This is a genomic window from Citrobacter sp. RHBSTW-00524 (assembly GCF_013747755.1).
Lineage (GTDB): Bacteria > Pseudomonadota > Gammaproteobacteria > Enterobacterales > Enterobacteriaceae > Citrobacter > Citrobacter braakii.
Genome location: NZ_CP056421.1, coordinates 1,392,970 through 1,413,568, shown reverse-complemented (window position 1 = coordinate 1,413,568; position 20,599 = coordinate 1,392,970). Strand labels below are relative to the sequence as shown.

Here is a 20,599-nt window from a genome sequence, read left to right as displayed (position 1 = left end):
ACAGCTGCGTAAATTTGGGTTCTGATGCCGGCGAGCCACAATGCTCACCCACACCGCGAAACATCTGGTCAGTTAACCTTCGTCAGACAGTATAAAACGGTCAGACTATCAAAGACAAAACAACGTAAACCTGAGGGCTAAAGGCTTGTTGCGCCGTTACATACTGCCTTAAAGTCGACAAAAACGCACCGTTATTATTGACCTGACGACAACAACAAAAAACCTCATTTGGCTTACGTTGCACTACGGTACATGAATTATACCGTAGTGCACTCAACATCAAACGGTCTTGATATCGATAGCGTCGCCCTGCATACGCTTACGCAGAGTACGCTTGGTACGGTCGATAACGTCACCCGCCAGCTGACCGCAGGCTGCATCGATGTCATCGCCACGTGTTTTACGCACGATGGTAGTAAAACCATAGCTCATCAACACTTTGGAGAAACGATCGATACGGCTGTTAGAGCTACGGCCATACGGCGCGCCTGGGAACGGGTTCCACGGGATCAGGTTAATCTTACACGGCGTATCTTTCAGCAACTCTGCCAACTGATGCGCGTGTTCAGTACCATCATTGATGTGATCTAACATCACATACTCAATGGTCACACGACCCTGGTTAGCGTTGGACTTCTCCAGATAACGACGAACCGCGCCAAGGAATGTTTCGATATTGTACTTTTTGTTGATAGGTACAATTTCGTCACGAATTTCATCGTTCGGCGCATGCAGAGAAATCGCCAGCGCGACATCAATCATATCGCCCAGCTTATCCAGCGCAGGGACAACGCCTGAGGTGGAGAGCGTGACGCGACGCTTTGACAGCCCAAAACCGAAGTCATCCAGCATGATTTCCATCGCTGGCACCACGTTGGTCAGGTTGAGCAACGGCTCGCCCATCCCCATCATCACCACGTTAGTGATAGGACGCACGCCCGTTGCTTTCACCGCGCCGACGATTTTCGCCGCACGCCAGACCTGACCAATGATTTCCGACACCCGCAGGTTACGGTTAAAGCCCTGTTGCGCCGTAGAGCAGAATTTACACTCTAATGCACAACCGACCTGTGAAGAAACACACAGGGTCGCGCGATCGTCTTCCGGGATATACACGGTTTCTACGCGCTGATCGCCAACCGCGATGGCCCATTTGATCGTACCGTCAGAGGAACGCTGCTCTTCCACCACTTCCGGGGCGCGAATTTCAGCCACTTCTTTCAGCTTGTTACGCAGCACCTTATTGATGTCAGTCATGTCATCAAAGTTGTCGCTGCAATAGTGGTACATCCACTTCATGACCTGATCGGCACGAAACGGTTTTTCACCCATATCTTTGAAGAATTCGCGCATTTGCTGACGGTTCAGATCCAGCAGGTTGATTTTTCCATTTTTATTTGGAACCGCAGGAATGACGACTTCAGAGGTGTTAACTAATTCAGACATAATTTTTTCCGGCCTCGTTGTTACACGTTGTGGCCCGTGGAGGGTTAAAAAGAAACGCCCCGGCAAGCGTTCTGCTCTTCCGGGGCGTTGCATTGTACAAAGTCTGGCGCAGGTATGCCACGTTTGCACGAAGCATTAGCGAAAATAATATGTAAATCGCTAATTCCTCTCCAAAGGATTTCGCATCGCAGGAAAGCTGCACGTTCGAGCCTCCCCGAAAGCATAGAAAACGATGCGATGTGAAAGACGCAGGAGATTAGCGCGTGCGCGGGCAAACCTCGCCTTCACCGAAGAAATAGGCGATTTCACGCGCGGCAGATTCAACGGAGTCGGAACCGTGAGTACCGTTCTCGGTGAAGCTATCAGCGTAGTCTGCACGCAGAGTACCCGCCAGCGCATTCGCCGGGTTGGTTGCACCCAGCAGATCACGGTGACGCTGTACGGCATTTTCGCTTTCCAGAACAGAAACAACGATCGGACCGGAGGTCATGAATTCAACCAGACCGTCAAAGAACGGCTTACCATCATGCTCAGCATAGAAGCCACGCGCCTGCTCAACGGTCAGGTGCAGCATTTTAGTACCGACAATTTTGAACCCTGCTGCTTCAAAGCGCGCAAAGATGCTCCCAATAACGTTTTTTGCCACCGCGTTTGGTTTGATGATGGAAAAAGTACGTTCAATAGCCATGATTACCTCTGAAAAAGATGTTTTGTTGTTGTTTACCTGGCGCGGATTATAAAGAGCATCCCGGCAATTGACTATTGACGAAGATAACATTTCTTTAAAATAAGATGAATTTTAGCAACAAAAATCACCTGGTGGTCTACTGCAACGAAAATCTCACCGTCGCCACCTGTCCGGCGTCATCCATTACCAGCAGTTGATAATCCCCTTTGGTCGCCAGCCGTAGCGTAAGACGGCGTCCGCGTTCATCCAGCCGTTCACCGTTAAGAAACCACCAGCGATCGCCAGTCCCACCGCTGGTTTGTACCGGCAATGAGGCCAGCGCAGAACCGGGTAAACGCTTCACGATCGCGCCATCACGAACCCCTGTCAACTGCAACGGCAGCGAAGCATCCTGCCCCAGCGGCGGACACGTGGCAGAAACCGGCGGTAATCTCGCCCCACGGCGCTCTGACTCCGGCAGCCATGGCTCCAGCGGTAAAGGCCAGACGATTAACGTTTGTTCGCGCGCCTGCGGGCAATCCGCCGCCACACGTTTGCCTTCATCATCCAGCCAGACGGGGAAACGAATGCCACTCACACCCTCCTGTTCGGGCAATAACAACGTGGGCGGCTGGCTGCCCTCCAGCAGCCAGGTTGCCAGACGGCGTCGACAGTTGCTGTCTCCGGGCGCAAGTGACTGCCCGCCCGGCCAGCACACTACGCCGCGGCTAACGGATTCAGGGCGCGGATCCTCCGGCTGATTTGTCCCGCGAGAGAGTAAAAGATTGTTGACCTGATTGAGCAGCGGCACGGCGCTGGCAAAACCAAACTGGCCCACCACCGGCGTACCGTCGGGTCTGCCGGTCCAGATCCCCATCACATAACGGGCGTTAACGCCAATCGCCCACGCATCGCGATAGCCATAACTGGTACCCGTTTTCCACGCCAGCGGAACCACTCTGCTCAGCGCGTTATCCGGCAGCGGTTGCGCTTCGTCAGCCATAATGCGGCGAATAATCCACGCCGCGCCTACCGACATCAACGGACGCTCCAGCAGTGGATCGTCTGGCTGCAGGCGCAGTTTTCCCGCTTTTCCCTGACGGGCAAAGGCACTGTACGCCGCCGCCATGTCTTCCAGTCTGGCCCCTGCCCCGCCCAAAATCAGCGACAGATTCGGTGCGGCACCTGCGGGCAGATACAGCGGTAAGCCAACGTTACGTAACGATGCGGCAAAACGCTTCGGGCCATAGGCTTCAAGTACCTGCACGGCGGGTAAATTTAGCGAGCGCACCAGCGCTTCGCTCATACTCACCGGGCCATGAAAACCACTGTCAAAATTCCCTGGTCGATAATCTCCGGTTCGACGCGGCACATCCTGCAACAATGAAGCAGGATGAATTAATCCGTCATCCAGCGCCAGACCATAGATAAACGGCTTCAGCACCGAGCCCGGCGAGCGGATCGCATTCACCATATCCACATGGCCAAAGCGGGAGTCGTCATTCATATCTACCGACCCCACCCAGCCACGCACGCTCATATCAGTGTGATCGACCACAATCATCGCCAGCGAACTGCGCGCAGGTAAGCGGCCCTTCCAGTTTTGCGCCAGCTCTTCCAGTTGGCGCTGCAATCCGGCGTCAAGGGTGGTCACGATTTTATCGCTCCGGCTTTTTCCCAGCATCATGCGCGAGAATAACGGCGCTAACTGCGGCATTTGTCTGGGCGCCAGCCAGACCGGTTCTTCGCGTGACTCCTGCACCTGTCTGGCAGGCCAAACGCCCTGCGTCGCCATGCGCTCAAGCACTTTATTGCGCGCCGCTTCAGCGCGGTCCGGCCAGCGGTCCGGGCGCAGGCGGCTCGGTGCCTGCGGCAACACGGCCAGCAGCGCGGCATCGGAATAACTCAACTGTGCGGGTGATTTACCAAGGTAGGCCCAGCTCGCAGCACCCACGCCCTGCAGCGTGCCGCCAAACGGCGCACGGTTAAGATATAGCGTCAGGATGTCGCGCTTAGAAAGATGCCATTCCAGCTGCAATGCGCGCCAGAGCTGGCGGAACTTGCCGCCGAAAGTTCGCGGGTGGGGATCGAGTAATCGTGCGACCTGCATGGTGAGCGTACTGCCGCCTGAAACGACGCGACCTGAGGAGAGGTCCTGCCATGCCGCGCGCAGCACTGAAAACGGATTGACGCCGGGATGTTTCCAGAACCAGCGGTCTTCGTAGTTGATTAACGCCTCAAGGTAACGGGGGGACACCTCATCAATAGTCACCGGATAACGCCAGATGCCGTCCGCGTCGGCGAAGCGCCATAGCGGCGTACCATCGTAAGCCACCACGACACGTGCCGGATCGACTTCGTGAAGCGGCAGCGGCCAGATTTTATCTGCCGCCCAACCCCCCACTACCAGCAATAGCGCAACGGCTGCCAGCCAGAGCCAGCAGCCGCGTTTCCCCAACCCGCGCATCATTTACGGTCTGACAATCAAAAGCCCCTCTGTCGCACCGGTCGCGCGCCACTGCGGAACATACATTGACTCCACCTGCGGCACAGGAACCTGATAGGTCCCCGGCGTTACCGCCCGCGCCAGATAGACCAGCGTCACCGGCAGCCCTTCGTTGACCGCTACCGCGGCGACAAAGCGATCGTCACGGAACTCAACGTGCTGGATATCCGCCTGCTGCATCTGATTGAGCAAATTCGCTACCTCGCTGCCGCTGTCCTGCAGGCTGGCGCTGCCGTTGGCCAGATTCTGGTTTTCCAGCTCCAGGCCGGCTGGCAGTAAGTCAACCACCAGCGCATCCGGTACATTCTGGCTGGCTTTTACCTCCAGCCAGACCAGTACCAGCTCGCCGCTGCGCAGAGAATCCAGCGCTTTGCTGTTCCCGTCGAGCCCCAGGATCTGACGCTCGATGTGCAGGACGTTGCTGGCAGGCGTCGGCGAGGTTTGCGGGTAACCACTCACATCCAGACGCAGCCACAGCGGCAGACTACCGGTATTGGTGACGTTCAGCGTAGACAGCGCGTCAGCATCCAGATTACGCGTTTGTGATTTCTCCCCGGCTAACGCCTGTTCAGAGAGTGACGTTTGCGCCTGCCACGAGCCTGGCAAGTCCTGCAACGTACGCGCGGCAAGGAACAGCGCATTGTTTTCCTGAGTAGAGAGCCAGCGCTGCCCAAAGGCCTGTTCTGACAAGGTGTTCAGCAGCGTATTCTGCACGTCAGGTTTAAGCTTGTTCTCTTCCAACAATGCCAGCATCAGCGCGTTGTCACGTAGCTGACTGCCGTAATCCGCCATCCACTGCTGAGCATCGCGACGTGGCGTATTCAGCGCCAGCGTCAATGCTTGTTCACTGCGGTTGGCGTCGCCCATGTTTTTCAGCGCTATCCCCAGTTGCAACAGCGGTAAACCGGAAGCCGCCTGCGCACGACGCTCCCAGATCTCACGCAGCGCGCCGAGCGGGGCTTTCTGCTGACGAGCCAGCACCAGCGCGGCGTAGGCCTGTACGGCAAACCGGCTTGCTGATGCGTCGTCGGTATAGCGAATCGACATCATGCCCGGATCCTGCAAATAGCGCAGCAGCCGCTCGTTACCCCGGTTAATCACCTCTGCCGGAACGCTATAGCCCTGTTCATTCGCACGAACGAGGAAATCCATCACATACGCGGTCAGCCAGTACTCTTCCGACCCGTTCTTATCCCACAGCGCAAAACCGCCGTTATCACGCTGCATTTGCAGTAAACGAGAGATGCCAATCTCTACTGCCGCACGGCGTTTTTCATCGCTGTCGCCCGCGATACCTAATGCCTTCAACTGCGCGGCATTGGTGTATAAGGATGGGAACAACCCGCTCGCCGTTTGCTCGAGGCAACCGTAAGGGTAAGCTTTCAGTTCACGGATATAGCGCGCCAGATTCAGCGGTGGCTTACCGCTGAACAGCAGTTGTCCCTGCATCGTCACAGGAGAGAAATTCGTCAGTTCTTCGCCCGGAAGCTGCCAGGTTGCGCCCGGCTGAAGTGCGACCCCGTAATTAACAGTTTGCGCCGGGAACGCCGGTCGCACGCCAATTTTCCACTGTTTATGCTGAACAGGCAGCGTTTCACCCGGTAGATTCAGACCGCTAATTTGCGCCTGAATTTCGCCATCGCCAAAGCCCTCCCGCGCACGCACCGGAATAAACAGCGTAGTCCGTACGCCTGGTGCCAGATTCACCGGGGCGGGATCTTGCCCCATCAGCTCCAGTAAACCGCTGGCCGCGAGATTAATAATCAGCGTTTGCGGTTTGTCAGTCAGGTTGGTCACGTCCAGCGTCAGGCGCGAGGTATCGCCCCCCGCCAGAAAGCGCGGCATGTTCAGTTCAGTAATTACCGGCGCGGCGACAATCACTTTGCTTTCGCTACTGCCAAAGTCATCCGCCGTCCAGGCTTGCGCCATTACCCGCAGCTCGCCGTTGAAATCACCAATTGGTAACGTCACCGTACCTTCGCCCTGCTCGTTAAGCGTCACCGGCAGCGCCTGTTGCGCCACGATATTGACGTGATTAACCGGTGGCTTGCCGCCGCGTTTTAACTCATCGCCATCACCACCAAAGCGCAGCGCCGCCAGACGTCCTTGCCCTTCGATCACCTGGCCGTAAATATCATAAATATCCGCGCCATAGCGTTTTTGCCCGAAAAACGCCTGCCACGGATCCGGCGTGGCGTAATCGGTAATGTTCAACACCCCGCTGTCAACGGCTGAGACCAGCACGTTAACCTGTTTTGGCACGTCGCCATTTTTAACGCTGGCTTTAATCTTGACGGTCAACGGCTGATTTGGACGCATTTTCGCCGGGCTTTCCAGCTCCAGCGCCAGACGACGGTTTTCATCGCCTAACGGCAAATGCAGTAAGCCGACTGCCCGCTTTGGCGTTGCCGAACGAGACTTATCGCCAGGACGAACCACCAGCGCGCTGAGATACAAGTCATGGCGATTCCAGGTTTTATCGACCGGGATGGAGATATCAAGACCATCCGTCGGTACGTCTATCTCTTGCCACCACAGCGGGCCTTCGCTGGACTCCACCATCGCGTAACCTTTGCCAGCAGCGGGTGCGGCAATGTGTAGCTTCATGGTATCGCCGGGACGATAGCCGGGTTTATCCAGTTTCAGGGTCACGCGATCGGGACGCACTGCCCCGCTGCCGTCGCTGTTATCCTGCCAGCTATAACCAGCCCAGAAGTGCACGCTGCTCACCGCATCATTCGGAGCTTTCACTTCCAGGCGATAGGCACCCCACTCGACAGGGAAGCTGACTTTACCGGTCTCATCGGCCTTAAGATCCAGGGTCTGCTCACCCTCAACCAGATCTTTTTGATCGAACTGCGATTGCCAGCCCTCGCCTTCAGACCAGTTCCAGTAATAATCACGGCGTTCACGGATCAAACGCACCTGTAAACCGGACACCGCTTTTTTCTCGCCTTGCGCATCGGCATACACAATATCAAAAGCGGCATTGCTGTTTTCATCAACGCCAGGCTGATTGACGGTGGTATCGGTGCGGTAGTCATAAACGGCTCTCGCCGCAAACTGCGGACGAATACCTGGCAGCGTATCCGCAGGCCAGATGGCTTGTTCAACCCGACGCGTCACCGGACGGCCACCCGACTCCAGCAGGCTGGCTTGCAGAATCACCTGTAACGGAGAATGCGTCTCCTGCCATTGGCTGTTGGTAGTCACTTCGCCGCGACCGTGGTCATCCAACGTCAACTGAACCTCATCGAGGCTGCGAGAAAGATTTTCTTCGGCAATATTACCAAACTGGAACCCCGGTAATGCCTGCACCGCTTCCCGCAACGGGCGCAGGAAAAGCTGCCCTTGCAGAGCATTGCCGTTGGCGGGCGCGCCATACAGGTAGTAGCCCACCACCGAGAACTTCACTTCATCAGTTGGAGCCACCGGCATTTTATTGGCGGTGAGATTGAGCGCCATCCGCTCAGGCATGAAATCTTCGACGTGGAAATCCCACATCCGCGACTGGTTGTCGCCAGTATTGGCGCGAATATGCCACATGCCGGTTGGCGCGCTGCTGTCCAGCGGCCAGCTAAAGCGATACAGACCGTTTTCCGGCTGGCTAACTACCGAGCGTAACACCTGTCCGTCGGGCTTAACGACCTCCAGCTTCACCGGCTGGTCAGGCAGCGTTTTGCCGTCGCTATCTCGCAGTAATCCGTTGAGGATCACCGTTTCGCCAGGGCGATAGAGGTCACGGGGGCCAAACATAAAGAACTGCTTGCTGTATCCCGGCGCGCCGGCAATATCAAATTCAGCCAGATCCAACGCCGGGAGCTTCAGGTCCAGCAGCGTGGTTTGCCCGTCTTTGCGGGCCAGCAATAAGGCCGCGTCTTTATCGGTTTCCAGCTTGACGTGACCCTGCGCGTCACTGGTAGCCAGCGCCAGCGTCTGCCCTTTTTCGTTGAGTAACGTGACCTCAATACCCTGCTGCGCAGCGCCGTTTTCCAGACTCTGCGTAAAGACATCCAGTTGATTGTGGTAACGGTGCGCAGAGACACCAATGTCACTGAGCGTAAACAGCGTAGCAGCATTGCTGTAGTTATAGTGTCCGGCCTGATTCATCACCGCAATGTAAACGCCTGCTTGCTGCAACGGCTTGATATCGCTCAGTGGCAGTAGCAGCTTCTCTCGGGTGTTACGCTCAGGATTGAGGTCAAAGCGTCCGGTATAAACCAGTTCCGCCATTTTCAGCAGATTGTCTGACTCCCAGTTTGACAACGAATTACGGTATTCCCACTGGCTGACAAACGCACCGAGCGACTCAGGCTTCACGCGAAAGAAGTTCACATCCACGCTATTAACGTTAAGGGCCATCACCGGTAACCCTTCAATCACTTTTCCCGGCAGCAGCGAGCCGCGACTAGCGAACCCTACGCTTGGCTGGACGTCGCGGGTGGTAATATTTTTTTCATAATCGATAGCGAACGTCGCTTTATTCAGCGCCAGCAAATCACGCTCAATGGTAACCACCAGTTCCCGGTTAGGTTCGAGATGGCGTAAGCGTAGCTCTTTTAGATTTGGCGCCAGCTCCCAGGCACCATCCACTTTGCCGCTTTTTTTATCAACAACGTGCACTACGCGAGAAAAATCTTGTTCCGGATCGAGGGGAATGGAAAAGGTCAAAACGAGCGTTGCCGCGCCGTCGAGTTGGACCTCGGAGGCATCAAGCAGCGTCAGCGACTTACCCTGGCTTTGCTGAATCAGCTTTTGTAATTGGGCCTTATCTTTTGCTGGCGCAGTCTGCGGTGCAGGCGCATCAGGCTTCGCAGCCGTCGGTGATTTTTCGTTATTATTATCGCACCCAACCAGTGCCAGCATCAGCATACAGGCCGCTACGCGTAAATGTTTCATTTTTCATCCCTGGCCGTAGTGGCCCGTTAGCTACGTAGAACAACTATTATGCGTCAGATTTTCGGCTGTGGAAGCCAGTAACTGTTCTACGTTGTCCTATTTTTTCGTGATTAATGTGGATTCGCCTGACAAATCAGCCTCTTTTACTTGTCGCATTGCCCTAAACATCCGACAATTTGCCAAAACCTGGTAAAAATGGAGATGCCTATGACCACCGCCTTTTTTGTCGCTGCCGACTGGCTTGCCGAACACATTGACGACCCGGAAATACAAATTCTTGATGCCCGGATGGCACCTCCAGGACAGGAAGATCGCGATGTTGGCGAGGAGTATCGCGCGGGCCATATTCCTGGCGCAGTCTTTTTTGATATTGAAGCGCTTTCCGACCATACGTCACCGCTACCGCATATGATGCCGCGACCGGAAGCCTTTGCCGTAGCGATGCGCGAATTGGGCGTTCATCAGGATAAACACCTGGTTGTCTACGATGACGGCAACCTGTTTTCCGCGCCACGCGCATGGTGGATGCTGCGGACATTTGGTGTCGAGAATGTCTCCATTCTGGCGGGCGGTCTGGCTGGCTGGCAGCGCGATGAGCTAATGCTCAAAGAAGGAAATGAGGATTTACCGGAAGGTGAATTTAACGTGGCATTTACGCCTGAAGCGGTTGTGCGCGTTACCGACGTACTGCTGGCCAGTCATGAAAAAACGGCGCAGATCGTCGATGCCCGACCGGCTGCACGTTTTAATGCTGAAGTTGACGAGCCGCGTCCGGGCCTCAAGCGTGGCCATGTGCCTGGTGCGCTTAACGTACCGTGGACAGAACTGGTTCGTGACGGTGAACTGAAAACTACCGACGAACTGGATGCTATTTTCTTCAGCCATGGCGTAAGCTTTGACCGCCCCATTATCGCCAGCTGCGGCTCAGGCGTCACGGCAGCGGTGGTTGTGCTGGCGCTTGCCACGCTGGGCGTTTCTAACGTCGCATTGTATGACGGCGCATGGAGCGAATGGGGCGCGCGTAACGATTTACCGGTAGAACCGGCTGAGACTCAATAAAATCTGATTTACTCATCTTTTTCACCCACAAAAAAACCGCTCAATGAGCGGTTTTTTGTGCCAGTCCGGTTCGCGGCCTTTCCAGCAGGCTGTGCTGCTTTAGCAACGCAGGCTCATCGTAGCGAACTAATACTCCCTTTTGAGGGAGAAAAAGCCAACTGAGTTAGCGGCAAAATTATTCAGTGCGCGAGGTATTACCCTTCGTGGCGGCTTTCCTTCACTCAGATAATCCGGTTCTGTTTGAAATCGCGCAGGAAACCGCCCCAGCGGCGTTCGTAGAACGGTGCGATGTGCTCAGTGATAAAGTGACTCACGCCCTTCTCACCTTTCTTCACCTGGCAGATATCAATGGGTTCATCACCCGGCAACGTATCGGTCGCGACGCTACCCGCAGCATGGATGATCTCTTCAATATCACCTTCAGCTTCAATACCAATCAGCAGATTCGGCTGGGCTTCCGCACTTTCTTTGATTGAGCAGAGAAATGCGCGTTTTACCGGCTTAATGGTTTTAAACAGCGTGGTCAGTGAGTCAATCATCTGCGCCGGAGGTTCGGCGACTTCAGAAAGGAGCAGCGATTCACCACCTTCCAGTACTTCCTGGGTGCTTAGCGGATTCCCCTCTTCCCCCATCAGCAGGCTGATTTCACGCGGCATAAACTCTTTGCCGGTCGGCAGTTTAGCGTTGAGAAACAGCGTTTCGCCAAGCGTCATTTCAAATAGCGTACGCACCGGCATAACGACAAATGCTTGCTCATCTTCAACCGCCTGTTGCAGGGCTTCCAGGGAGGTGAAGAACGGGATCACGGTCGTGCCGTCTTCTTTTTCCCAGTGTTGAAGGTCGAGGGCGCTGTCTTCAACCACCGCCTCGCCTTCTGCGGCAGTACCCGGCACCCAGACGGTGGATTCCAGTAAAGTACGGAAAAATGCCGGACGATGCGCAGGCTCTGTCGCTGCTTGCTCCAGCAACGTTTCTAATTCATTTTTTGTTTCGGACATAAGTATCACAAATTGGATGAATACATGTAAGCCGGATAAGCGTAGCGCCATCCGGCAATACAGTCATGAATTATGCGGTCAGCAGATTCGCGATGGTGCGCACACCCAGACCGGTTGCGCCCGCAGACCACTGCTCAACCGGCGCTTTGCGATAGGTTGCAGAGCAATCGATGTGCAGCCAGCCTTGCTGGTAATTTTCCACGAAATGGGACAGGAAGCCCGCCGCGGTGCTTGCACCCGCTGGGTAGGCCGCACTGCCGGTATTGTTCAGCTCGGCAAAATTTGACGGCAGTTGGCTACGGTGGAACTCTGCCAACGGCAAACGCCAGAACGGCTCGTTTTCTTGCGCCGCACTTGCCAACAAACGCGCGGCCAGTTGGTCATCAAAGCTAAACAGCGCGTGGTAATCGTTGCCCAGTGCGGTTTTCGCCGCGCCGGTCAGCGTGGCAGCATCAATGATCAATTCAGGTTTTTGCGCGCTGGCATCGATCAGGCCATCGGCCAGCACCAGACGCCCTTCAGCATCGGTATTCATCACTTCAACTTTTTTACCGTTGCGATAGTGAATGATATCGCCAAGCTTAAAGGCGTTGCCGCTGATCAGGTTATCCGCGCAGCACAGATACAGCTTCACACGCTTGTTCAGGCCACGGGTGATGGCAAACGCCAGCGCGCCGGTGACCGTTGCCGCACCGCCCATATCGGACTTCATTGAGTCCATAAATGCGCTTTGCTTGATGCTGTATCCGCCGGAGTCAAAGGTAATTCCCTTGCCAACCAGGCAGGCATAAACTGGGGCTTCTTTGTCGCCAGTCGGGTTGTAATCGAGCGCCAGCAGCACCGGCGGACGTTCAGAGCCTCGACCCACGGTATGCAGCCCCATGTAGTTCTGCTCGCGCAGATCTTCACCTTTGGTGATACGGTACGAGACGTTGTCGCAGGCCACGCTGCACAGCAGGTCTACCGCGCGTTGCGCCAACTGTTCCGGGCCCAGCTCTTCTGCAGGTGCGTTAATGGTATCGCGCACCCAGTCAATAATCTTCAGACGGTTATCCAGCTCTTTGCGCTGCGCCTCGTCCAGAGCGGCCCACTCAACTTTGCGGGTGCCTTTTGGTCCTTTGTAACCCTGCCAGAACGCCCAGCTACGTTCGGTATCCCAGCCTTCACCATCCAGTTGGACATGTTTAATACCCAGGCCGTCAATTTTACGCGCGGCGCGCTGGATAAGGCTGAGATCATCTTTTCCGTTCAGGTGCAGGGTAATACCGTCATTATTAATGCTGTATGTCGCCTTTTCACCCCAGCGAGCGTCAGCGGGTTGCGTGGAAAGCGTAATTTTCATGGCTTCTGTCATTTTATTTATCCTTATTTCGCGCATACAGGAAAACGGGCCACCCGTGGGCAGCCCGTTGACTTATTCGGCTTCGTCCAGCCAGACCAGTAAAATGGCCTCAAGGATTTTTTCGTTCGATGCCTGTGGATCATCATCGAACTCTTCCAGGTCACAGATCCATTGGTGCAGATCGGTGAAACGAACGGTCTTGGGATCGAGATCGGGGAACGCGTCGTACAGCGCCTCGCCGATTTCGCGGCTATCGGTCCACTTCAGTCCCATACTACCCTCTGTTAATGCTCACGTGCATGATTGATTGTGTAACGTGGGATTTCGACCACTAAATCGTCCTCGGTTACCCGTGCCTGACAGCTTAAACGGCTCTCCGGCTCCAGTCCCCAGGCTTTATCCAGCATGTCGTCTTCTTCTTCTGTGCTTTCCGGCAAAGAATCAAAACCTTCACGTACGATGCAGTGGCAGGTCGTGCAGGCACAGGATTTTTCACAGGCGTGTTCAATCTCGATACCGTTACGCAGGGCAACGTCGAGAATGGTTTCGCCGGTCTCAGCTTCCAGAACTGCGCCATCGGGACAGAGATCCTGATGAGGCAAAATAACAATCTTTGGCATATTAAACCTCGTCCACGGAATGGCCTTTCAGCGCGCTACGGACGGATTTGTCCATACGGCGAGCGGCGAATTCCTGGGTTTGTTTGTCTACGTTTTTAATGGCTTGTTCTATCGCGTCAACATCGTCACCCTGTGCTACCTCGCTCAAGTGCGCGGCGGCGGTGTCGATAGCCTGACGTTCTGCGGCGCTTAACAGCGCGGCATCAGCGTTCAGCGCACCGGATAAACTCTCCAGTACGCGTGCCGCTTCGACTTTCTGTTCTGCCAGCATACGAGCTTTAACGTCCTGCTCGGCAAAACTCATCGAATCCTGAATCATGGAGGCGATTTCACTGTCGGTCAGACCGTAGGACGGTTTGACCTGAATCGAGGACTCAACGCCGGTGGATTTCTCCATAGCGGTGACGCTCAGCAGCCCATCAGCATCGACCTGGAAGGTCACGCGGATATGCGCGCCGCCTGCCGGCAACGCCGGGATACCGCGCAGCGCAAAACGCGCCAGTGAACGACAGTCCTGCACCAGCTCACGCTCGCCTTGCATCACGTGAATGGACATCGCGGTTTGGCCATCTTTAAACGTGGTGAAGTCCTGCGCACGCGCCACCGGGATAGTGGTGTTACGCGGGATCACTTTCTCCACCAGACCGCCCATGGTTTCCAGTCCCAGAGACAGCGGGATAACGTCCAGCAGCAGCATTTCGCTGTCCGGTTTATTCCCGACCAGAATATCCGCCTGGATTGCCGCACCGATAGCGACCACTTTGTCCGGGTCGATAGAGGTCAGCGGCGTACGGCCAAAGAATTCACCGACGCGTTCACGTACCAGCGGCACGCGCGTTGAACCACCGACCATTACCACTTCCAGCACATCCTGCGGCTCAACGCCCGCATCTTTCAGTGCACGGCGGCAGGCCAGCAGCGTACGTTTAACCAGTGCGGAAATGAGTTCATTAAAGGTTTCACGGGTGATTTCACCCTGCCATCCCGCCACGTTAACCGTCACAGAATCGGCGTCGCTGAGTGCGATTTTCGCTGCAATCGCGGCATCCAGCAGTTCGCGCTGTACGCGGTTATCGCTGCGATCGGCAACGCCCGCCTGCTCGCGAATGTAATCGGCCAGCAGATGGTCAAAATCGTCGCCGCCGAGCGCGGAATCACCGCCGGTCGCCAACACTTCGAACACGCCGCGACTCAGGCGCAGAATAGAAATATCAAAAGTACCGCCGCCAAGGTCATAGACCGCGATCACGCCTTCCTGACCGGAATCCAGGCCATAAGCGATCGCCGCAGCGGTCGGTTCGTTCAGCAGACGCAATACGTGCAGGCCCGCCAGACGCGCGGCGTCTTTCGTCCCCTGACGCTGTGCATCGTCAAAGTAAGCCGGAACGGTGATCACTACGCCATCCAGTTCGCCGGACAACGATTCGGTTGCCCGCGCGGCCAGCGCTTTCAGAATGTCAGCGGATACGCGCACCGGATTAAGCAAACCGGCAGCGGTTTCAATCATCGGCAGGCCGTTTTCGCTCGCCTGGAATGAATAAGGCAGATGCGGGTAACGCGCCTGGATATCCGCCAGAGAGCGGCCCATCATGCGTTTTACCGAGCTGACGGTGTTTGCCGTATCCTGCGCTGCATTGGCGCGGGCATCGTAACCGACCGAGTAGCCCTGTTGCTGATAGTGAACCACTGACGGCAACAGGTGGCGACCTTCATGATCTGCCAGCGTTTCGGCCTGGCCGCTGCGTACGGTCGCAACCAGGGAGTTGGTGGTGCCTAAATCGATACCGACCGCCAGACGACGCTGGTGCGGCGCGGCGCTCAGACCAGGCTCACTAATTTGTAATAAGGCCATTTTCGCTTCCGGAAATTAAAAATCGAGCAGTTTTTCTTCGAGTTGTTCTGCACTGCTTCGCAGTTTATCGAGAAAACGCAGCTTACGCACGGTATCTGCCGCTGCGTCCCACGTCTCGCTATCCAGCTGTTCCACCATCAGTTGATGGCGAACGTTGTACATTTCGCTGACGCGTTGCATAAACGCATCCAGCCGTTGATTGTCTTTTGCCTGTTCAATCTCGTCCAGCTCTTCGCGCAGCTCCAGCTGTTCCATCAGAAACGCGGTATCGCGCACCGTGTGCTGCTCGCTGCGGATATCAAAGCCGTGTAAAGACAACAAGTATTCGGCGCGCATCAAAGGATGACGCAGCGTTTGCCAGGCCTGGTTGATAGTGGCGGACTGCGAAACCGCAGCAAGTTGTTCCGCCTGAGAACCGCTGGCGAATTTATCAGGATGATACTGACGTTGCAGATCCTGAAAACGTAGGCTCAGCGCCTGAGTATCGAGCTGATAACGGGCCGGTAAGCCAAAGAGGGTGAAGTAGTCCATAACATTCTCAGGGCATCGATTCTCTGTTGTTCGATGAGGCAAAACCAGAGAGTCAGGTAAAACAAACCCCACGCGCAGGCGACCACGGTGGGGTTATCAGTAAGCGCGTTACACGTGGAAGCTTTCGCCGCATCCACATTCGTCTTTCACGTTCGGGTTAGTGAACTTAAACCCTTCGTTCAGACCTTCTTTGACGAAGTCTAACTGCGTACCGTCGAGGAATTGCAGGCTCTTACCGTCGATCACGACTTTTACGCCTTTGTCTTCAAACACGGTATCTTCAGCCGCCGGCTCGTCAACAAATTCCAGTACATAAGCCATACCTGAGCAGCCGGAGGTTCTCACGCCCAGACGCAGACCAAACCCTTTACCGCGGTTTGCCAGGAAGGTATTTACACGCGCTGCTGCACTGTCGCTTAAGGTAATCGACATAATAAAACCTCAACTCTTAATTATTTTGCTTCACGTTTGCTTTTGTAATCCGCAATCGCGGCTTTAATCGCGTCTTCAGCCAGAATAGAGCAGTGAATTTTCACCGGTGGCAGTTCAAGCTCGTCGGCGATATCGGTATTTTTGATCGCCTGTGCTTCGTCCAGAGATTTCCCTTTTACCCATTCGGTAACCAGAGAGCTGGAGGCAATAGCGGAACCGCAGCCGTAAGTCTTGAAACGCGCGTCTTCAATGATACCCTCATTGTTGACTTTGATCTGCAACTTCATCACGTCGCCACAGGCCGGTGCACCCACCATGCCGCTGCCCACGTTCTCGTCGCTGTTGTCAAAAGAGCCCACGTTACGTGGATTCTCGTAATGATCGATTACTTTTTCGCTGTAAGCCATGATGAATTCTCCTTATCGGTACCGATTAGTGATGTGACCATTCAATACTGTTCAAATCCACGCCCTGTTTGAACATTTCCCACAGCGGGGAAAGGTCGCGCAGGCGGCCAATGGAGTTGCGAACCAGATTGATGGCGTAGTCAATCTCTTCTTCGGTAGTGAAACGACCTAAAGAGAAACGAATTGAGCTGTGTGCCAGCTCGTCGGTCATCCCCAGCGCGCGCAGCACGTAGGATGGCTCCAGGCTTGCAGAGGTACATGCAGAACCGGAGGACACAGCCAGGTCTTTCAGCGCCATAATCAGCGACTCGCCTTCAACAAAGTTGAAGCTAACGTTGAGAATGTTCGGTGCGCCCTGCTCGAGGTCACCATTGAGGTACACCTCTTCCATATCTTTCACGCCGTTCCACAGACGGTTACGCAGAGTACGCAGGCGCGCCATCTCGGTTTCCATCTCTTCTTTGGCGATACGGTAAGCTTCACCCATCCCGACTATCTGGTGCACAGGCAGCGTACCAGAACGCATACCGCGCTCGTGACCGCCGCCGTGCATCTGCGCTTCAATACGAATACGCGGTTTACGACGAACGTACAGCGCGCCGATACCTTTCGGACCATAGATTTTGTGGCCGGAGAAGGACATCAGGTCAACTTTCAGTTGGCTCAGATCGATAGGCAGTTTGCCCACGCTCTGAGTCGCATCAACGTGATAGATGATACCGCGGGCACGGCACATTTCGCCGATGGTTGCGATATCCTGTACCACGCCGATTTCGTTGTTAACGTGCATGATGGAGACCAGAATGGTGTCGTCACGCATTGCCGCTTCAAGTTCTTTCAGGTCGATAATGCCATTACGCTGCGGGGCGAGGTAGGTCACTTCAAACCCTTCGCGCTCCAGCTGACGGCAGGTATCCAGCACGGCTTTGTGTTCGGTTTTGCTGGTGATGATGTGCTTGCCTTTTTTCTGATAAAAGTTGGCTGCACCTTTAATCGCCAGGTTATCGGATTCAGTCGCACCGGAAGTAAAGACGATTTCACGCGGGTCAGCGCCCACGAGGTCGGCAATCTGGTTACGGGCGATATCTACCGCCTCTTCAGCCTGCCAGCCGAAACGGTGTGAACGAGACGCTGGGTTACCAAAGTTTCCGTCCAGGGTCAGACACTGCATCATTTTCTCGGCAACACGCGGGTCCACCGGCGTGGTTGCGGAGTAGTCGAGATAGATCGGTAATTTCATTGCTCTATAAACTCCGTACATCGCTTCAATGCAAGGAACCAGGCAACCGGCTGGATGTACGACCGAGTTAACGGGGCGTCTGGCACCCCGGCCTGATTCTGAAATACTTTTTACGCTTCATCTTTCTGGCTGCCTTGATGCAACCAGAAGATATTGCGTAATTTTTATTAGGCACGCAGTTTGACGTCGATAGCGTCTTGCGTGCGGGTGCTGCGTGGAGCGTCATGTGTGTGCTGGCGACCAGACACATCCAGGACTTCCTGATTATTCACCAGTTCGCCCAACGTAATGTTGTTGAGGAAACCGGTCAGACGATCGCTCAGATCGCGCCACAGCGCGTGGGTCAGGCATTTATCGCCGCCCTGACAACCGCCTTTGCCCTGGCAACGGGTCGCGTCTACAGACTCGTCAACAGCGCTAATCACTTCACCTACTGCGATGCTGCCGGCATCTTTACCCAGCAGATACCCGCCGCCTGGTCCACGTACGCTGGAAACCAGACCGTTTTTACGCAAACGGGAAAACAGCTGCTCCAGATATGACAGGGAAATTCCCTGACGTTCAGAAATATCAGCCAACGGTACCGGGCCCGTTTCGGAGTTGAGCGCAACGTCCAACATTGCGGTCACGGCATAACGCCCTTTTGATGTCAGTCTCATGTCTTACTTAGCCTCAAACTCGCCCCTGCCCGGGGTTTTTTATTGTAAAATGGGGGTATTGCATAGCAGGGGCAAGTCTGACATTCCCGACTAAATCAGTCAACTATTTACTTGACTAATTTAGTCAGGTATTTAACCTTCAGTGCCATTTTCATTTACCGGATGGCGCTTCGCTAATCCGGCCTGGAAATCGTGCAGCTATCCGGCATCAAGACGCTTACTTGCCTTTATTCTGCTGCTCTATAGAAGCTAAAATTCCGCGCAAAATGTTCAGCTCCTGGCTCTCAGGACGCGCACGAGTGAACAGACGGCGCAGCTTGTTCATTACCTGCCCCGGATGTCCTTCGCGGATAAACCCGGTCGACAGCAGCGTTTGTTCCAGATGACCGTAAAAACGCTCTAAATCATCGACCAGCGGATACTCAGCTTCTTCGTATTCTGCGGTCTTGTCGCTTTCCTGCGTTGCCAGCCAGGCCATGCGAACTTCATAAGAGATGACCTGCACCGCCATCGCCAGGTTGAGCGAGCTGTATTCCGGGTTCGCGGCAATGGCGACGTGATAATGACACTTCTGCAGCTCTTCGTTGGTCAGGCCAACGCGTTCACGTCCAAACACCAGCGCCACCGGCGAGTTCGTTGCTTCAGAGACGCTTTTTAAACCGCATTCACGCGGATCCAGCATCGGCCACGGCAGCGTACGGGAGCGCGCGCTGGTACCCACCACCAGGCTGCAACCCGCCAGCGCTTCATCGAGAGTATCGACGATCTGCGCGCTGCCGATCACATCGCTGGCACCAGCCGCCAGGGCGATGGCCTGGGAGTCCGGTTTAACCAGTGGATTTACCAGCCACAGATTAGTTAAACCCATGGTTTTCATTGCGCGGGCCACAGAGCCCATGTTGCCAGTGTGAGAGGTTTCCACCAGCACGATTCGAATATTTTGCAGCATTGTATTTCTTCGGCTAAAGATTATTCGGGCATATTATCATAAAACGAAGACATATTCCGAACTCGCTGCTATACTCTGCGCCGTTTTCCCGTTCTTTAACATCCAGTGAGAGAGACCGATGCATCCGATGCTGACCATCGCCGTGCGCGCAGCGCGCAAGGCGGGTAATGTAATTGCCAAACACTACGAAACGCCAGACTCTGTAGAAACCAGCCAGAAAGGCAGCAATGATTTCGTGACTAACGTCGATAAAGCCGCCGAAGCGATTATTATCGAAACAATTCGCAAATCTTACCCACAGCACACCATCATCACCGAAGAAAGCGGTGAGCATGTTGGTGAAGATCAGGATGTTCAATGGGTTATCGATCCACTGGATGGCACTACCAACTTCGTAAAACGTCTGCCGCACTTCGCGGTTTCCATCGCAGTACGCATTAAAGGCCGTACTGAAGTCGCCGTTGTTTACGATCCAATGCGTAACGAACTGTTCACCGCAACCCGCGGCCAGGGCGCACAGCTGAACGGCTACCGTCTGCGTGGCAGCACCGCACGCGATCTGGACGGTACCATCATCGCCACCGGTTTCCCGTTCAAAGCGAAACAGCACGCCGCGTCTTACATGAAAATTCTTGGCAAGATGTTTACCGAGTGCGCTGACTTCCGCCGCACAGGTTCTGCTGCGCTGGATCTGGCTTACGTTGCCGCTGCACGTGTTGACGGTTACTTCGAAATCGGTCTGAAACCATGGGATTTCGCCGCAGGTGAGCTGATTGCTCGTGAAGCAGGCGCACTGGTTTGCGACTTCACCGGCGGTCATAACTATATGGCGACTGGCAACATCGTTGCAGGTAATCCGCGCGTAGTGAAAGCCATGCTGGCTAACATGCGTGACGAACTGAGCGACGCGTTGAAGCGTTAATTCAGTACAGCCCGGTGGTGTCATGCTTACCGGGCTTACGTGTTGATACAGGCCGGATAAGGCGAAGCCG

Annotated in this window: 17 protein-coding genes; 2 read left to right on the top strand and 15 right to left on the bottom strand. The window is 55.0% G+C overall.

All coding sequences use genetic code 11. The features are described from left to right. Positions 1-279: 279 nt before the first annotated feature. The 4 genes from HV229_RS06725 to HV229_RS06710 all read right to left on the bottom strand — a co-directional run bounded on the left by HV229_RS06725 (position 280) and on the right by HV229_RS06710 (position 9,518). The gene (locus HV229_RS06725) at positions 280-1,446 is read right to left on the bottom strand and encodes a bifunctional tRNA (adenosine(37)-C2)-methyltransferase TrmG/ribosomal RNA large subunit methyltransferase RlmN (RefSeq protein ID WP_016154002.1); all 1,167 of its coding nucleotides are present in this window, start codon (positions 1,444-1,446) and stop codon (positions 280-282) included. A 256-nt stretch (positions 1,447-1,702) separates the two neighbouring features. Then, positions 1,703-2,134, bottom strand: coding sequence for a nucleoside-diphosphate kinase (ndk, locus tag HV229_RS06720; RefSeq protein ID WP_003037710.1), 432 nt, complete (start codon positions 2,132-2,134; stop codon positions 1,703-1,705). A gap of 136 nt (positions 2,135-2,270) precedes the next feature. Next, positions 2,271-4,583, bottom strand: a complete 2,313-nt coding sequence (gene pbpC / locus HV229_RS06715; protein WP_181547124.1) for a peptidoglycan glycosyltransferase PbpC — start codon at positions 4,581-4,583, stop codon at positions 2,271-2,273. Further along, the gene (locus tag HV229_RS06710) at positions 4,584-9,518 is read right to left on the bottom strand and encodes an alpha-2-macroglobulin (protein ID WP_181547122.1); all 4,935 of its coding nucleotides are present in this window, start codon (positions 9,516-9,518) and stop codon (positions 4,584-4,586) included. Between the two features lie 207 nt (positions 9,519-9,725). Between HV229_RS06710 and sseA the strand changes: the two genes are divergently transcribed. Next, the gene (sseA, locus tag HV229_RS06705; protein WP_016154005.1) at positions 9,726-10,577 is read left to right on the top strand and encodes a 3-mercaptopyruvate sulfurtransferase; all 852 of its coding nucleotides are present in this window, start codon (positions 9,726-9,728) and stop codon (positions 10,575-10,577) included. Positions 10,578-10,798: 221 nt separating this feature from the next. Here sseA and sseB read toward each other — a convergent pair whose 3' ends face one another. The 11 genes from sseB to trmJ form a co-directional block, all read right to left on the bottom strand. After that, complete coding sequence (gene sseB, locus HV229_RS06700) at positions 10,799-11,575, bottom strand: enhanced serine sensitivity protein SseB (RefSeq protein ID WP_049270026.1); 777 nt, start codon at positions 11,573-11,575, stop codon at positions 10,799-10,801. A gap of 70 nt (positions 11,576-11,645) precedes the next feature. Next, the gene (gene pepB, locus HV229_RS06695; protein WP_016154006.1) at positions 11,646-12,929 is read right to left on the bottom strand and encodes an aminopeptidase PepB; all 1,284 of its coding nucleotides are present in this window, start codon (positions 12,927-12,929) and stop codon (positions 11,646-11,648) included. A 60-nt stretch (positions 12,930-12,989) separates the two neighbouring features. Then, positions 12,990-13,190 (bottom strand): Fe-S cluster assembly protein IscX, encoded by a 201-nt coding sequence (iscX, locus tag HV229_RS06690; protein ID WP_003037694.1) that lies wholly within the window; start codon positions 13,188-13,190, stop codon positions 12,990-12,992. Between the two features lie 11 nt (positions 13,191-13,201). Then, complete coding sequence (gene fdx / locus HV229_RS06685) at positions 13,202-13,537, bottom strand: ISC system 2Fe-2S type ferredoxin (protein WP_003037690.1); 336 nt, start codon at positions 13,535-13,537, stop codon at positions 13,202-13,204. A gap of 1 nt (position 13,538) precedes the next feature. After that, positions 13,539-15,389 (bottom strand): Fe-S protein assembly chaperone HscA, encoded by a 1,851-nt coding sequence (gene hscA, locus HV229_RS06680; RefSeq protein ID WP_047416438.1) that lies wholly within the window; start codon positions 15,387-15,389, stop codon positions 13,539-13,541. Positions 15,390-15,404: 15 nt separating this feature from the next. Next, the gene (gene hscB / locus HV229_RS06675) at positions 15,405-15,920 is read right to left on the bottom strand and encodes a co-chaperone HscB (RefSeq protein ID WP_016154008.1); all 516 of its coding nucleotides are present in this window, start codon (positions 15,918-15,920) and stop codon (positions 15,405-15,407) included. Positions 15,921-16,028: 108 nt separating this feature from the next. Continuing rightward, positions 16,029-16,352, bottom strand: a complete 324-nt coding sequence (gene iscA, locus HV229_RS06670; protein WP_003835203.1) for an iron-sulfur cluster assembly protein IscA — start codon at positions 16,350-16,352, stop codon at positions 16,029-16,031. A gap of 20 nt (positions 16,353-16,372) precedes the next feature. Next, positions 16,373-16,759, bottom strand: coding sequence for a Fe-S cluster assembly scaffold IscU (iscU, locus tag HV229_RS06665; protein ID WP_002913991.1), 387 nt, complete (start codon positions 16,757-16,759; stop codon positions 16,373-16,375). Between the two features lie 25 nt (positions 16,760-16,784). Then, positions 16,785-17,999 (bottom strand): cysteine desulfurase, encoded by a 1,215-nt coding sequence (gene iscS, locus HV229_RS06660; RefSeq protein ID WP_016154009.1) that lies wholly within the window; start codon positions 17,997-17,999, stop codon positions 16,785-16,787. Between the two features lie 167 nt (positions 18,000-18,166). Then, positions 18,167-18,658 (bottom strand): Fe-S cluster assembly transcriptional regulator IscR, encoded by a 492-nt coding sequence (gene iscR, locus HV229_RS06655; protein ID WP_005120405.1) that lies wholly within the window; start codon positions 18,656-18,658, stop codon positions 18,167-18,169. Positions 18,659-18,875: 217 nt separating this feature from the next. Continuing rightward, positions 18,876-19,607 carry a tRNA (cytosine(32)/uridine(32)-2'-O)-methyltransferase TrmJ gene (trmJ, locus tag HV229_RS06650; RefSeq protein WP_016157139.1) on the bottom strand — a complete coding sequence of 244 codons (732 nt, stop codon included), beginning with the start codon at positions 19,605-19,607 and terminating at the stop codon, positions 18,876-18,878. A gap of 118 nt (positions 19,608-19,725) precedes the next feature. Here trmJ and suhB point away from each other — a divergent pair, with 118 nt between their 5' ends. Next, positions 19,726-20,529 (top strand): inositol-1-monophosphatase, encoded by an 804-nt coding sequence (gene suhB, locus HV229_RS06645; RefSeq protein ID WP_046275219.1) that lies wholly within the window; start codon positions 19,726-19,728, stop codon positions 20,527-20,529. Positions 20,530-20,599 lie beyond the last annotated feature (70 nt).